Annotated in this window: 14 protein-coding genes; 1 reads left to right on the top strand and 13 read right to left on the bottom strand. The window is 45.2% G+C overall.

Annotation, left to right across the window (positions count from 1 at the left end):
* Nucleotides 1-21 precede the first annotated feature (21 nt).
* Nucleotides 22-933 (top strand): flagellar hook-associated protein FlgL, encoded by a 912-nt coding sequence (flgL, locus tag MMOL_RS04780; protein WP_015831885.1) that lies wholly within the window; start codon nucleotides 22-24, stop codon nucleotides 931-933.
* Nucleotides 934-964: 31 nt separating this feature from the next.
* Here the strand turns inward: flgL and fliR are convergent, their stop codons facing one another.
* The 13 genes from fliR to fliF form a co-directional block, all read right to left on the bottom strand.
* Nucleotides 965-1,756: a flagellar biosynthetic protein FliR gene (gene fliR / locus MMOL_RS04775; RefSeq protein ID WP_015831884.1), complete on the bottom strand. Its 792-nt coding sequence runs from the start codon at nucleotides 1,754-1,756 to the stop codon at nucleotides 965-967.
* 30 nt (nucleotides 1,757-1,786) lie between these two features.
* Complete coding sequence (gene fliQ / locus MMOL_RS04770; protein ID WP_015831883.1) at nucleotides 1,787-2,056, bottom strand: flagellar biosynthesis protein FliQ; 270 nt, start codon at nucleotides 2,054-2,056, stop codon at nucleotides 1,787-1,789.
* Nucleotides 2,057-2,096: 40 nt separating this feature from the next.
* Nucleotides 2,097-2,852, bottom strand: a complete 756-nt coding sequence (gene fliP, locus MMOL_RS04765; RefSeq protein ID WP_015831882.1) for a flagellar type III secretion system pore protein FliP — start codon at nucleotides 2,850-2,852, stop codon at nucleotides 2,097-2,099.
* Nucleotides 2,845-3,309 carry a flagellar biosynthetic protein FliO gene (fliO, locus tag MMOL_RS04760; RefSeq protein WP_015831881.1) on the bottom strand — a complete coding sequence of 155 codons (465 nt, stop codon included), beginning with the start codon at nucleotides 3,307-3,309 and terminating at the stop codon, nucleotides 2,845-2,847. The genes fliP and fliO overlap by 8 nt, the downstream gene beginning before the upstream one ends.
* A gap of 42 nt (nucleotides 3,310-3,351) precedes the next feature.
* Nucleotides 3,352-3,825: a flagellar motor switch protein FliN gene (fliN, locus tag MMOL_RS04755; RefSeq protein WP_015831880.1), complete on the bottom strand. Its 474-nt coding sequence runs from the start codon at nucleotides 3,823-3,825 to the stop codon at nucleotides 3,352-3,354.
* Entirely contained in the window at nucleotides 3,815-4,819 is a 1,005-nt protein-coding gene (fliM, locus tag MMOL_RS04750; RefSeq protein WP_015831879.1) for a flagellar motor switch protein FliM, read from the bottom strand. The genes fliN and fliM overlap by 11 nt, the downstream gene beginning before the upstream one ends.
* A 19-nt stretch (nucleotides 4,820-4,838) precedes the next feature.
* The gene (gene fliL / locus MMOL_RS04745; protein WP_015831878.1) at nucleotides 4,839-5,330 is read right to left on the bottom strand and encodes a flagellar basal body-associated protein FliL; all 492 of its coding nucleotides are present in this window, start codon (nucleotides 5,328-5,330) and stop codon (nucleotides 4,839-4,841) included.
* A 178-nt stretch (nucleotides 5,331-5,508) separates the two neighbouring features.
* Nucleotides 5,509-6,792 carry a flagellar hook-length control protein FliK gene (locus tag MMOL_RS04740; protein WP_015831877.1) on the bottom strand — a complete coding sequence of 428 codons (1,284 nt, stop codon included), beginning with the start codon at nucleotides 6,790-6,792 and terminating at the stop codon, nucleotides 5,509-5,511.
* A gap of 108 nt (nucleotides 6,793-6,900) precedes the next feature.
* The gene (gene fliJ / locus MMOL_RS04735) at nucleotides 6,901-7,347 is read right to left on the bottom strand and encodes a flagellar export protein FliJ (RefSeq protein ID WP_015831876.1); all 447 of its coding nucleotides are present in this window, start codon (nucleotides 7,345-7,347) and stop codon (nucleotides 6,901-6,903) included.
* Nucleotides 7,348-7,390: 43 nt separating this feature from the next.
* A complete protein-coding gene (gene fliI, locus MMOL_RS04730) occupies nucleotides 7,391-8,839 on the bottom strand; it encodes a flagellar protein export ATPase FliI (RefSeq protein ID WP_015831875.1) in 1,449 nt (482 codons plus the stop codon).
* Entirely contained in the window at nucleotides 8,836-9,510 is a 675-nt protein-coding gene (locus tag MMOL_RS04725) for a flagellar assembly protein FliH (RefSeq protein WP_015831874.1), read from the bottom strand. Before MMOL_RS04725 ends, fliI begins: the two co-directional genes overlap by 4 nt.
* Nucleotides 9,511-9,521: 11 nt before the next feature.
* On the bottom strand, nucleotides 9,522-10,520 hold the full coding sequence (fliG, locus tag MMOL_RS04720; RefSeq protein ID WP_015831873.1) for a flagellar motor switch protein FliG: 999 nt from the start codon (nucleotides 10,518-10,520) through the stop codon (nucleotides 9,522-9,524).
* Nucleotides 10,521-10,526: 6 nt separating this feature from the next.
* On the bottom strand, nucleotides 10,527-12,167 hold the full coding sequence (gene fliF / locus MMOL_RS04715; protein ID WP_015831872.1) for a flagellar basal-body MS-ring/collar protein FliF: 1,641 nt from the start codon (nucleotides 12,165-12,167) through the stop codon (nucleotides 10,527-10,529).
* Nucleotides 12,168-12,367: the final 200 nt, after the last annotated feature.

Raw genomic sequence — 12,367 nt, 5'->3', positions numbered from 1 at the left:
TCAATAGCTTAAGGAGTTATCATGCGAATCAGCACCAATACAATCTATCAATCCGGTATTTCCAAAATTACGAATTTGCAATCAGAACAAACTAAACTGATGCAGCAAATAGCTACCGGGCAACGCATTGCCTCCCCTTCAGACGACCCTGTAGGCGCAGCAAGGGCTGCTGAGCTTGCACAAGCAAAGAGTGCTAACTCAAAATTTGCCGACACCAGACAAACCGCCCAGCTCAAACTGAACACGCTAGAGTCAAACCTAACCAGTGTCACAAACTTGATGACATCAATCCAATCATCATTAGTCTCAGCTGGTAATGCAACCTACTCTGACCTAGAGCGAGGCTTTGTTGCCGCGGATTTAAAAACAGCATTAGAAGGTTTAATCGGCCTTGCAAACACAAAAGATGCATCAGGCAATTACTTATACTCAGGCTTTCAAACAGATACCGCGCCATTTGTTGCGAATGCCACTGGGGCTGCATATGTAGGCGATACTAACAATCAATCACTACAAGTGGATACGTCGCGACAAATGGTAGTAAACGCCACGGGAGATGATGTATTTCAGGCTGGTGGTAACGATGTTTTTGCTACCATACAGAACTTGGTCACTTTATTAAACACCCCGCTCACACCTGCAAATCAGGCTGCATTTACTGCGGGCGTTGCTTCCGGGCTTAGCAGCATGCGTCAAGGTCTAGATAATGTACTTACTGTGCGTGCAAGCATAGGCTCAAGACTAAACGAATTAGACCAGTTGGATATCTCAGGCAGTGATTTAGACCTACAGTACAGCAAATCATTATCTGATATCCAAGATCTAGATTATGCAGCAGCATTGTCTGACTTGTCTAAAAATCAAACGATTATGGAAGCTGCGCAGAAGTCATTTGTGGCAACAACCAACTTGTCTTTATTTAACTTTATTTAAGATTATTCCAACTTAATAGATAGCCCAATTGCTATTTATTATCAACATGCTTGGGCACAGACACTTGCATCATATTGTCTGTGCCTTGCTCAATAAACTTGATGATAGGTTGCAGCATACTGCTTAGTGACAGCGCTACCACCACAAAGCCCATACTCAATGTAATTGGGAAGCCAATACCAAATAGATTAAGTTGCGGTGCTGTGCGCGTTAAAATGCCTAATGCCATGTTGGTAATCAGTAAGGCGCATACCGCTGGCAGTGCCAACATTAACCCAGCACTGAAAATAGTATTGCCCCACAATGCAATTTGCATTGCATCAATCCCCGCTCCACCTAACCCTATCGGCATGGTAATAAAGCTACGAGCCATCGCGCTGACAATGATCAAATGTCCGTCCAAACTCAGGAAAATAAGCATCGCCAGCAACACTAAGAGCTGGTTTAAAGCTGTTGACTGACCATTGGTTTGTGGATCAAAAAACTGTGCGAAGCCTAGACCCATGGTTAAGCCTATTAATTGCCCAGCCAAATCAACCGCAGCAAATACCAAGCGCATGCTAAAGCCGATTGCAAAGCCGATAATCACCTGCTGGACTAGAATCAATAAGCCTTCTAATGAAAAGGCCTCAAATTGCGGGAGAGGCGGAATGGTAGGCACAATAATAATGGTAAGCAGTACACTCAACCCTAATTTAACGCGTCTAGGGATAGTAGCGTGGCTGAGGATAGGAACAATCGCGATAACAGCCAGAATACGTGTAAGCGGCCACAATAAACTGATTACCCAAGTTTGTAGAAACTCACCACTGAATGTAATCATGATTTAAATGGCTATTACTATCAGGCAAAATTAATTGGCCATTGCCGGTATGCTAGTAAAAACCAAATGCATATAGTCAACCATTGTGCCTAGCATCCACGGACCAGCAAGCATCAGCGCTACAAACACCCCTACCAACTTAGGAATAAAAGACAATGTTTGCTCATTAATTTGCGTTGCCGCCTGGAAGATACTCACTAGCAAGCCTATCGCCAGCACGGTAAGCAAGATCGGAGCCGCAATCATTAAAGTAATGCTCATCGCATCTCTACCTAACGTCATTACACTTTCTGGCGTCATTAGATACTCCCTACTTTATCTTGATTAAGAATGAACACGGCTAATAAAAACTTTCCACTAACGAGCCAAGTATCAGCTGCCATCCATCTACCAGCACAAACAGCATCAGCTTAAATGGCAGCGCCACGATTGCCGGAGATACCATCATCATCCCCATCGACATCAATACACTGGCAACCACCATATCAATAATCAAAAATGGTATAAATATGGCGAAACCAATTTGAAACGCTGTTTTTAACTCACTAGTCACAAAGGCTGGCACCAGCACTTTAAGCGGCACTTGGTCAGGGCTCTCAATTTTCTCTACTTCTGCCATCTTTACAAACAAAGCGAGGTCACCCTCTCGCGTTTGCTTCAGCATAAACTCTTTGAGCGGTGCAACACCTTTATCCATAGCTTCTTGCATCGAGATTTGATTCTCAGACAACGGTTTATATGCATCAACATAAATCTTATCAATCACAGGTGACATCACAAAAAAAGTGAGAAACAAGGCCAAGCCTATCATCACTTGATTAGGTGGTACAGATTGGGTGCCCAATGCCTGACGCAGTAGGGAAAGTACAATAATAATACGAGTGAAACCCGTCATCATTAGCACAATGGCGGGTAAAAACGTGAGTGATGTGAGTAGGATTAAAGTTTGTAAACTTAATGTGTAATCTTGACCACCACCAGCGCTTGGCGAGGCGTGCACTAGCGGCAAAGCATCTGCGGCTAATACTGAAAAAGGTAGTAACACCAAGCCTAGAAGAAACAACCCCTTTAAACGAACAGCCCAACTCTTAACCATTAGTTTTCTCAGTAAATTTACTTGCCGAATTCTTTAATATTTTTCCAAACGATGAGGCAAGGGTTTCAGCATGGCTAATTTGAGCATTAGTTTCCAAGCTATCAACTTTGTCAGCTAACGTGGTCATGCCTTTTTCTAGATTAGCGATTGCACTCACCTGTCCTGGCGCGACACCTACTACTAACCACCGGTCGCCAACTTCCAATACCACCACGCGCTCACGTGTACCTACACTGGCACTGCCCACAATATGAATTGTAGACTGCTGATGGCCGACACCAGGCAACATACGCTTAACTAGGTACGCCACCCCAGCCATCACGCCCAACACCAACATTAGACCTAGTATCATCTTAAGCAGGCTACCTGTCGGCGAGGGGTGTACCACCGCCTCTGCAGCTAATGCTGAACTTGATAGCCAATAAAGCAGGGAGATAAATAGTAATTTAAACTTCATTAGGTTTGGCTGTTTCTAGGTAGGCAATGTAATAAAGGGCTATTAACGATTAATTTTACGTATGCGCTCTGCAGGGGTAATAATGTCAGTTAAACGAATACCAAACTTGTCATTAACCACCACAACTTCGCCCTGCGCAATCAAACAGCCATTGACCAACACATCCATTGGCTCACCTGCCATGCCATCCAACTCAACGACAGAACCTTGAGCTAGTTGCAGCAAGTTCTTAATTGCAATTTTAGTGCGGCCTAATTCAACGGTCAGCTGTACCGGAATATCTAAAATAAAATCTATATCGTTTTGAGTTTCGTGCAATTTATTTTTCGCTGTAAATTCTGTAAATACCTGAGCTTTTTCAGCCTTATCGTCCTGCAATGCAGCGGCTTGCTCATTCATGGCAGCGCCCCAATCATCTGCTGCAGTCTCAGACGATGCCTGCTCTGCCATTGCAGCGCCCCAATCATCCTCAGCGATACTGTCTATATTGCTATCATCCACTGGATCAGTCGCCATAAGGTTCTCCTTTAATATATTCTGTAGAGTTCGATCTCAAAAGTTTTTCTACACGCAAGGCATACTGCCCATTAAACAACCCATACTTACATAACATAACGGGCACACCGTCTACTTTTGCCTCAATAGCGTCATCCATACTAATTGGAATCACATCGCCAACCTTCATATTAAGCACTTTACCCAGATGCATCTCGGTAGTGGCTAAATCAGCAACAATTTCAATTTCAGCGGCCTGAACCTGTTGTGTCATGAGCTTAACCCAACGCTTATCTGCCCCCAGAACCTCGCCCTGTAATGGTGAGGTTAATAAATCACGAATAGGCTCAACCATGGAATATGGCATGCAGAAATGAATTTCTCCGCTAGCTGGCCCCAGCTCCACATTAAAGGTAGTCACCACCACAACCTCATTTGGGGTTGCAATGTTGGCGAACTGCGTATTCATCTCTGAGCGCAGATACTCAAACTCTATCGGGTACACTGGTTCCCATGATTTTGCATAGGTTTCGAACACAATGGCTAGAATACGCTGAATAATCCGCTGTTCAGTCTGCGTAAAATCTCTGCCCTCCACACGCGTATGGAATCTACCATCGCCGCCAAACATATTATCAACCACCAGAAACACTAGCGTTGGATCAAACACCATTAACGCAGTACCGCGCAATGGCTTCATTTGCACAAGATTTAAATTGGTGGGGACAACTAAATTACGAATAAAGTCGCTATATTTGGTGATGCGTACAGGGCCAACAGAGACTTCAACAGTACGCCTTAAAAAGTTAAACAGCTCAATACGTACAAGACGAGCAAAGCGCTCATTGATAATCTCTAACGTAGGCATACGCCCACGCACGATACGCTCCTGTGTGGCTAGATTATAGTCACGAACACCCTCGGCTTCTGAGGCGGCCTGATCATCATCATGATCCCCCCCTACACCCTTTAACAGTGCATCAACTTCGTCTTGTGATAAAAATTTATCGGCCATAATTTAAATTCAGTGTGGATTACTGAACCACGAAAGAAGTGAAAAACACGTCCAAAACCTCTTGAGGTTTAGCGTTAGGCGCAAAAGGTTTTTTTACCTCTGCAATAATTTCATTGCTCAAATCCTGCTTGCCTTCAACAGTTGATATTTCTGCAGCACTTTTGCTAGTTAATAGTAACAACAAACGATTTTTAACCGCAGGCATATGTAACTTAATGGCTTCAGCTGCTTCAGCGCTAGCAACCTGCAGCGAAATATCTACTTGCAAGAATTTCTCATCTGGGTCTGGCTGTAAATTAACGGTAAAGGTATCTAAGGTTAGGAAAACAGGCGCTTTCGCTGGCTCCTCTTTTTTCACTTCTTCTTTTTTTGCGTGTGATTTTTGTTGAGTCAAAAACCATGCTGCACCACCGCCACCCAATGCTAATACAACAGCCGCAATAATAATGATTAGTTTTTTCTTGGAGGCTGGGGCCGCTTCTTCTGGTGCCTGTACTGGATCTTGAGCCATGAACTTTTCCTTTAATTTAACTTAGGTTGCATATTATGCAATCATAGCCATATTATGGCTACATTATGCAAAAAATTAAACCAAAAGACACCGAAATAAAAGGTGGAAAAGCGCCTTAGATTCTTATTTAACTGAAGATAACTTTAAATGAAGACAACAGTGACGAGCTTAATCGCCCTTAAGCAAAGGTATCAACCAATCCGTCTGATACGCGCACAGTCACTTTGGCATGGCTGTCATTCTCTACTACTTTTGTATTTGATTGACTATTGCTACCTCCAAATACTTTAGCACCCTGCGCAGTCTGCTGAAACTCCTGCTGCGATTGCTGACTAGTACTTACATTGGCCTGACCCAATTGAATTCCAGATTCGCTCATTTTTTCGCGCAAGTGTGACATCCCGCTCTCAAGCGCTTTTCTTACTTCATCATTATCTGAAATAAATGTCGTATCGGCCTGATCGTTATGCACATTAATCACAACTTTTAATGGCCCCATATCTGGCGGATTTAATGTAAGTGAGGCTGATTGTTGCCCAGCACCTACCATCCATACTACCTTTTGACTGATTGCTTGGTCCCAGCCGGTCTTGCCCGGGTAAACGCTTATCACATTTGAGCTCGCCAATTGCTGTGCTGCAACATTGTTATTGTTTTGCACAGCACTCGTTGTTGCAGCTTGCATTTGCGCTACATTAGGCACAACATCTTTTACCGGCAACTCTTTAGTCGACAAGTCTTTAGCGGCATTAGCCATCGCCTTACCAAACGTAGCATCATCTACAGCCGATTTCAAATCAGGCTTAGCTGCCAGAACATCTGCCAAGCCATCAGGTTGAGGTTTAGCACTAACATCAGCAGGCTGCTGTGCAGAGACTGCTGAGTTATTAAAGGCAGCTATTAAGTTTTTTTGCTGTGCAGCGGCACCTGCCGTGCTTAATGTAGAATTACCTGCTTCTGACGCTACCGACGCACGCCTATTACCAGCAACATTTTGCAAACCTTGTGCTGAAGCCAAGCCCAATGATGAAATCAACTCAGAGACAATCGCCTCTTTATTTTCTGCATCTACAGGTACAGTAACTTGAGGTTGATTTTTAGCATCACTCAAGTCAGCTTGGTTGGCCACATCACGCGCTGCATCTAATTGTTTATTAAAATCAGCTAACAAAGCAGCATCTGCAGATGTGGTGTTTGTGTCTTTATTGGCTTGATCCGTTTGCTCAACCTTAGACGAATCCTTTACTGACGAATTTTGCTGCGCTGTATTTTTGGCAGGTTCTGAACTTTTATCTTGCTTGATTTGTGCCTGTTTAGCTTTAACCTGCTTATTGAGTTCGGCCTGAAATGCCGCTTTAGCGTTTTCTGTTGATGATTTACTTACAGACGAACCATTTTTGCTCGCCACATCAGCCAAATTAAGCGCTTTTGTTTGCGTTACGGGCGTTGGTAATGACTGCATGATAATTCACCTATTAGATAATGATTAGATATTAAACTTAAGCATCATGATTCAATTCACCGATATGAACACCAAATCATGGCTAGTTCTACAAATCTAGCGCTAAACTTAACGCTTCATACGCGACATGCGTGTTGCAAATTCATCCATTAATTTCTGGTCGCGCTTTTGCTCTACTTTGGCAATACGTTTGTCTGAGCGTGAAATCAACACATCATAAGACAACTTTTTACGCTGGCTTTCTTGCCATAATGTACGGTGCACCTTCACCTGCTGCTCAGCAATCAACACGACATCTCTCTGACCGGCAATTGCATGATCTAGTTTCTTAAAGAAATTCTGGAAATTTTGATACGCTTCAGCTGTCATGCCTTTAGCAAGATTTGCAGCCAAGTTATCTTGATAACCTTTACGATACTCTAACAACATATCGTATTTCCCTTGCGCCTCATCTACAACTTTCATGGCCTTGGCCAATGCTTCCGTTGCTAACTCTACTTCTCTGGCTGCAATTTCTTCTAACATTTTTAATACGTTGCTAGATTTTGTCGTCATAAGATGGCCCCTCGCTATGCTCACTAAGAATAATGCCTAACAATCAACTCAATGGTACGCCATGCATGACTGCTGCCAAAAACTGTAAACTCTCTTCCCAATCAGAGCGTTCTGCCACGTCTTGCTGCAACAACCTCTCGATTAGCTCATGCTTAGAAATCGCCATATCCAACACAGCATCACTCCCAGCCTCATAAGCACCCACATTAATTAAATCTACACTACGTGCATAACGCGAGTTTAGCTGTTTTAGTTTACGCGCTAACTTTTGATGTTCTGGGCTCGTAATATTGTGCATAGCTCGACTAATAGACTGCTCAACATCAATCGCCGGGTAATGCCCGCTTTCTGCCAAGCTACGGCTTAACACGATATGGCCATCTAAAATCGCGCGTGCAGCATCCGCAATCGGATCTTGCTGGTCATCCCCCTCGGTCAGCACTGTATAAAACGCAGTAATTGACCCCTCACCCCTACGACCATTGCCAGCACGCTCCACCAATGCCGGCAACTTGGCGAACACTGAAGGTGGATAACCTTTGGTGGCAGGCGGCTCACCGATTGCCAGCGCAATCTCACGCTGCGCCATCGCATAACGCGTTAGCGAATCCATAATCAGCAGTACGTTTTTACCTTCATTACGAAAGCTTTCTGCAATAGTAGTGGCATAACTCGCTCCTTGTAAACGCATCAACGCCGGGGCATCCGCAGGCGCAGCCACAACCACCGAGCGCGCAAGACCTTCTGGCCCTAAAATCTGCTCAATGAACTCTTGTACCTCACGCCCACGCTCACCAATCAAACCCACGACAATCACGTCAGCAGTGGTATAGCGTGCCATCATACCAAGTAGCACACTCTTACCGACACCAGAGCCAGCAAACAGCCCCATGCGCTGACCACGTCCCACCGTCAACATGCTGTTGATGGCACGAACACCTACATCCAACACTTCTTCTATCGGTGCACGCATGAGTGGGTTCATTGGCCGCGCATTTAATGCCGAGCTTTGGCTTGGCTTAATATCACCCAAGTCATCCAGCGGATTACCAGCACCATCCACCACCCTACCCAACAAATCGGCACCAACGGGTAAATGACGCGCCCTATCGGTAGCACGACGACGCGGCGGTTGACCATGGTGCGGCTTAGGCAGACTCTCAGCCACCTCCAATGCAAATACTTTAGCACCTGGTGTAATGCCATCAACGCTACTTTGCGGCATTAACAACATGCGCTCACCATCAAACCCTACAACCTCGGCTTCCACACGCCTGCCTTCTGCCAGCGGCACATAACAGGCGCTGCCAATTGGTAGCTTAATCCCCACAGCTTCCATCACAAGACCCGTCAATTTGACAATACGTCCCGCAATTTCTAGTGGCTCGACGATGCGTAAAATTTCTTTACAATCGCGAATATGACTACGCCAGCGTTGCTGGTGCACATTCAAGTGCCGGCTCTCAGCAAGCTCTAGCACCTCATCACTCATGGTAATAGCCAATCATTACTTTGTGCCAAGGCCTCGGTAATCCTTTTCCAGCGCATAGCGTTAGTAGCATCCACATGGTTTGCGCCAGTCTCTACCAAACAACCGCCACGCTCTATACTACTGTCTTCATGTATTTGCCAGTGATCATTAGCGATTTCATCCGCCATGTGCTCGCGCAATAAATGCATATCATCATGGTGAACTAAAATTCTAGCCGGCCGCTGAATTTGTGGAAGGTAGTGGATAGCATCCAATACGATGGGAAGCAGTACCTTCTTATCAACGTTTAACTTCACCTTGAGCATAGACTTTGCAATATCCAGTGCCAAGGAAAGTACATCTTCAGCAATTTGCTCGTCAGAACTCTCCAGCGCATGACTAAATGCATTCATCAGTGCTAAAAACTGCGCCCGCTCAGCTTGTGCTAACTCTTTAGCCTGAGCCATTCCGGCGGCAAAGCCTTCTTGCATGCCTTTATTGTAGGCATCCTTGCGCGTAGCCTCAAAAACCAATGCGACATCCGCAGGGTTAGCAGATGGCACTTCCTTTTTTTTAGGTTGGCTGGCTGCCACCATTCCACCACCGTGTGCATGACCAAGCTCAGAAAACGAGGCCATTTCCCAACGCTCATAAGCACTCTGCTGCTCTTTAGGTATATTGGCATTAGCCATGCGAATGTGCCTTATACATACTGATCATCGCCACCTTTGCCCGCCAACTGAATTTGCCCTTCGTCGGCAAGTCTACGTACAATCTGCAAGATTTGTTTTTGTTGCGCCTCAACTTCTGAAAGCTTGACCGGCCCTTTTGACTCTAAATCTTCACGCATCATTTCAGCAGCACGAGAAGACATATTTTTAAATATTTTCTCGCGCATTTCTTCGGTAGTACCTTTAAGCGCGATAATCAAGGTCTCAGACTGCACCTCTCTCAACATCACTTGGATACCCTTATCGTCAATATCCATAATGTTATCGAACACGAACATCTCATCCATGATACGCTGAGCCATCTCATCATCGTAATTCCTAAGGCCTTCCAACACCACAGCCTCGGTCTCACCACTCATGAAGTTCATGATATTGGCGGCCACTTTCACTCCACCCATGGTTTGCTTCTTGATATTTTCGTTGCCTGTAAGCAGCTTGGTCATCACGTCATTTAGTTCACGCAACGCTATCGGCTTAACGCCATCCAAAGTTGCAATGCGCAACATCACATCCTGACGTAAACGATCAGTAAAATGGCCAAACACTTCAGCCACTTGATCTGGCTCCAAATGCACTAAAATCGTAGCAATAATCTGTGGATGCTCGTTTTTAATAAACTCTGCCACAGTATGCGCGTCCATCCATTTCAAGCTCTCGATACCACTTGCATCACGCGTCTGTAGAATACGGTTAAGTAGACTAGAGGCCTTGTCATCACCCAGTGCTTTGGTTAATACAGAACGAATATACTCATCTGAATCCAAACCAAGATTGCTGTTCATCTCCGCCTCTGCAAGAAACTCGTTCACTACGGTTTCCACTTGCTCGCGTCCAACTGACTTCAACGTTGCCATCGCAGCCCCGAGCTTTTGCACCTCTTTGGGACTAAGAAACTTCATCACCTCAGCTGCCTCGTCTTCACCCAAAGCCAGCATTAGCACAGCACTTCTCATTACACCTGCATCACTCATGTATTGTTACTCGTTTCCATTGGTCCAGTTGGCCACCACACTCGCCACCATTCTAGGGTTATCTTTTGCGATTTGTTTTGCTGTTTCTATCTTTTGGGTATAGGCTGGTTTTTCGGCTGCATTGCTGCCATCAGCACTAATACTTACGACAGCATCAGGTGCCTCACCTTGATTAACAGCCGCCTTAGGCGGTGTAGTTAATTTATTTAAAAGTGGCTTTAAAACTTTGCGGTAAATAATAAGCAGTGCGATTACACCGACTGCAAAGCGCAACACATCTTTCACATTTTCAATCACGCGCGGATTCTCCCATAGTGGAATTGCAGGCAACACCTCTTGAGGCTCGCCAGCAAACGGCGTATTGACGATAGCGAGCGAATCACCGCGCTCTTTATTGAAACCCATCGCCTGCATTGCAAGGTCGTTAATCTGCGTTTTCTCTGCAACGGTTAAAGCTCGATAACTCACTTTACCCGTCTTTTTATCGACCACTGGCATATTGTTCACAACCACGGCAACGTTTAAGCGTTTAACACCACCCATCGGCTGCTGTCTGTAGCTCACCGTTTTATCCACCTCGTAGTTCGTTGTCAGATTTTTCTCAGTGTTGGTAGGTGTTGCATTACTAGCAGGCTGACCGTTAGCGTCGGCATTAGCTTCTGTGGTAATCGGTGCGGTCGCCGCTGGTGGTGGCTGATTAGAAAGCGCACCAGGGACACCAGCAGTCTCACCATTTGCAGATTTTGTTTCATTACTTTGCATGCTGCGAACAGCCGCTGCATCAGGCTGCTGGTTAGGCTTGTAGGTCTCAGCCGCTTGCTCCTGTACAGAAAAGTCAATTTCAGCACTCGCCTCTGCTCGCACATTCTTAGCCCCAACAATCGGGCTAATAATTGACTCAACACGTTTCACAATGCTTTGCTGAATTTCTTCCACATACTTCAACTGCTCCGGGTCTAAATTCTTCGCACCCATTTTTTTAGTAGTATCTGAAAGTAAGTTGCCATTTTGGTCAACCACGGTAACATTGGTTGTAGGCAAATTAGGCACACTGCTGGCAACCAAATGCACAACGGCGCTTACCTGCTGCGCATCTAATGTTCTACCGGGTCTGAGATTCAATAGTACAGACGCCGTCGGTTTTTGCTGATCGCGCACAAACACCGATGGCTTCGGAATTGCCAAATGGATTCTCGCCACCTCTACGGCTGCGATAGATTGAATGCTGCGTTCAAGCTCGCCTTCCAAGCCCCGCTGAAAATTCACTTGCTCAACAAACTGTGATACGCCAAATTTCTGGTTCTCCAACAACTCAAAACCAATATTACCGCCTTTAGGCAACCCGTCTGCAGCTAGCTTAAGGCGTACTTGATGGACTTGTGCGGCAGGCACCATAATGGCTGTACCACTATCAGAAAACTTATAAGGTACGTTCAATTTTTCCAGTGCAGCCACAATAGCCCCACCGTCTTTATCAGAGTAATTAGAAAACAACACTCGATAGTCTGGCTGTTGGCTCCACAGCCAAAACACAACCATCACAGCAACGACAGCGGCAATCCCTGCTACTAAAAGCAATTTACCTCCCATCTGGGCTAATACGCCAGTACTGCCTTCATTCGCCAAGGCGGCGTCAGCTGCTGCCATTTAATTTCTCCATTAGACTCTAAACACACTACTACAAATCAAGGCGGTTTAACCACTACTTAAACCACATTATGCCAATTCCATCACACATCTAACCCACGAATAGAGTGATTTTACTCTTCTTATTTACCAACTTGGTATTTCAATTAGATGTTACATTAGCAGTGAGAAATTTTAGGTTAGATATTAACAGGAGGTCA

The sequence above is a fragment of the Methylotenera mobilis JLW8 genome (genome assembly GCF_000023705.1).
Taxonomy (GTDB): domain Bacteria; phylum Pseudomonadota; class Gammaproteobacteria; order Burkholderiales; family Methylophilaceae; genus Methylotenera; species Methylotenera mobilis.
Note: the sequence above shows the minus strand (reverse complement) of the source record. Positions and strands in the feature narration are given on the sequence as shown.

Excerpts from the sequence above, each read along its gene's own strand:
- flgL (WP_015831885.1), top strand. The coding sequence starts at position 22 with ATGCGAATCAGCACCAATACAATCTATCAATCCGGTATTTCCAAAATT.
- fliR (WP_015831884.1), bottom strand. The coding sequence starts at position 1,756 with ATGATTACATTCAGTGGTGAGTTTCTACAAACTTGGGTAATCAGTTTA.
- fliQ (WP_015831883.1), bottom strand. The coding sequence starts at position 2,056 with ATGACGCCAGAAAGTGTAATGACGTTAGGTAGAGATGCGATGAGCATT.
- fliP (WP_015831882.1), bottom strand. The coding sequence starts at position 2,852 with ATGGTTAAGAGTTGGGCTGTTCGTTTAAAGGGGTTGTTTCTTCTAGGC.
- fliO (WP_015831881.1), bottom strand. The coding sequence starts at position 3,309 with ATGAAGTTTAAATTACTATTTATCTCCCTGCTTTATTGGCTATCAAGT.
- fliN (WP_015831880.1), bottom strand. The coding sequence starts at position 3,825 with ATGGCGACTGATCCAGTGGATGATAGCAATATAGACAGTATCGCTGAG.
- fliM (WP_015831879.1), bottom strand. The coding sequence starts at position 4,819 with ATGGCCGATAAATTTTTATCACAAGACGAAGTTGATGCACTGTTAAAG.
- fliL (WP_015831878.1), bottom strand. The coding sequence starts at position 5,330 with ATGGCTCAAGATCCAGTACAGGCACCAGAAGAAGCGGCCCCAGCCTCC.
- MMOL_RS04740 (WP_015831877.1), bottom strand. The coding sequence starts at position 6,792 with ATGCAGTCATTACCAACGCCCGTAACGCAAACAAAAGCGCTTAATTTG.
- fliJ (WP_015831876.1), bottom strand. The coding sequence starts at position 7,347 with ATGACGACAAAATCTAGCAACGTATTAAAAATGTTAGAAGAAATTGCA.
- fliI (WP_015831875.1), bottom strand. The coding sequence starts at position 8,839 with ATGAGTGATGAGGTGCTAGAGCTTGCTGAGAGCCGGCACTTGAATGTG.
- MMOL_RS04725 (WP_015831874.1), bottom strand. The coding sequence starts at position 9,510 with ATGGCTAATGCCAATATACCTAAAGAGCAGCAGAGTGCTTATGAGCGT.
- fliG (WP_015831873.1), bottom strand. The coding sequence starts at position 10,520 with ATGAGTGATGCAGGTGTAATGAGAAGTGCTGTGCTAATGCTGGCTTTG.
- fliF (WP_015831872.1), bottom strand. The coding sequence starts at position 12,167 with ATGGCAGCAGCTGACGCCGCCTTGGCGAATGAAGGCAGTACTGGCGTA.